1 protein-coding gene is annotated in these 1604 nt (G+C 68.7%); it reads left to right on the top strand.

The window, feature by feature from the left end; genetic code table 11:
• Nucleotides 1-1604 (top strand): condensation domain-containing protein (locus tag ACM6LU_RS39115; RefSeq protein WP_414942911.1); only part of this gene is annotated, 1604 nt, incomplete at both ends.

Genomic DNA, 1604 nt, shown 5'->3' with positions numbered 1-1604 from the left:
TCGCGCGCCGGAGACCGCGCGGGAAGAAGTGCTGTGCCAGGCGTTCGCCGAGGTGCTCGGCCTGGAACGAGTCGGTGTGGATGACGACTTTTTCGTGCTGGGCGGGCATTCGCTGCTCGTGGTGTCGCTGGTGGAGTGGCTGCGGCAGCGCGGGGTGTCGGTCTCGGTGCGGGCGTTGTTCTCGATGCCGACTCCGGCCGGACTGGCCTCGGTGGCGGGCCCGGAATCCGTGGTGGTGCCGCCGAACCTGATTCCGGACGACACCGCCGAACTGACCCCGGAAATGCTGCCACTGGTGGACCTGACCGAAGCGGAGATCGCCAGGGTGGTCGAGGCGGTGCCGGGTGGGGTGGCCAACGTGCAGGACGTGTATCCGCTGGCGCCGTTGCAGGAAGGCATCTTCTTTCACCATGTGATGATCGAACAGGACGGAACCGACGTCTACGTCACGCCCTCGGTGCTGCGGTTCGACTCTCGAGGCCGTCTTGACGCTTTCCTCGCCGCGTTACAGCAGGTCGTGGATCGCAACGACGTGTACCGCACGGCCATCGTGTGGGAGCGAATGCGGGAGCCGGTGCAGGTGGTGGTGCGACACGCTGAACTGCCGGTCGTCGAAGATATCGCGGTCCGGGTACTCGCGGCGGACGGCGGGCGGCTGGACCTCGGCCGCGCTCCGCTGATGGACGTGCGCGTCGCGGCGGAAGAAGACACCGGACAGTGGCTGGCGCTGGTGCGCGTCCACCACCTCGTGCAGGACCATACGGCGTCGGACGTGCTGCTCGACGAGGTGCGGGCGTTCATGGCCGGGCAATCCGGTCGGCTGCCCGCACCGGTCCCGTTCCGCCAGTTCGTCGCGCAGGCACGGTTGGGAGTGCCGCGTGGGGAGCACGAGCGGTACTTCGCCGACCTGCTCGGCGATGTCACCGAGACGACCGCGCCGTACGGCCTGACGGACGTGCTCGGCGACGGCAGCACGGCCGCGGAAGGCAGGCTGACCGTGGACGCCGACCTGGCGGCCCGCGTGTGGGAGGTGGCGCGGAACCTCGGCGTCAGCCCGGCGACGGTGTTCCACCTGGCGTGGGCTCGCGTGCTCGGGGCGGTGTCCGGCCGGAGCGACGTCGTGTTCGGCACCGTCCTGTTCGGACGGATGAACGCCGGCGCCGCCGCGGATCGGGTGTCGGGCCTGTTCATCAACACCCTCCCGGTCCGGGTGGACCTCGCTGGCCAAGACGCCGGCCAGGCGCTGATCGGGATGCGTGACCAGCTCGCTGACCTGATGGTGCACGAGCACGCGCCGTTGACCCTGGCGCAGGCGGCCAGCGGGCTGTCCGGGGGCGGGCCCTTGTTCACCTCGATCTTCAACTACCGCCACGTTCAGGATGCCGATTCTGACGAGTCCGGACTGGACGGTTTCCAGGTGCTTTCCGTGCGGGAACACACCAATTACCCGCTCGACGTCTCGGTGGACCAGGGCTCTACCGGTTTCGACTTGGTCGTGGAGGCCGTGGCGCCAGTGGATCCGGTGCAGGTGTGCGAGCTGCTGCACACCTGTGTCGAGAATCTTGTCACCGCCCTTGTGGACGCCCCGGATCGCAGGCTCGCGA

This window comes from Amycolatopsis sp. cmx-11-51 (genome assembly GCF_047608665.1).
Taxonomy (GTDB): Bacteria; Actinomycetota; Actinomycetes; order Mycobacteriales; family Pseudonocardiaceae; genus Amycolatopsis.
The sequence above is the reverse complement of the archived record's forward strand: the minus strand, read 5'-3'. Positions and strand labels throughout refer to the sequence as shown.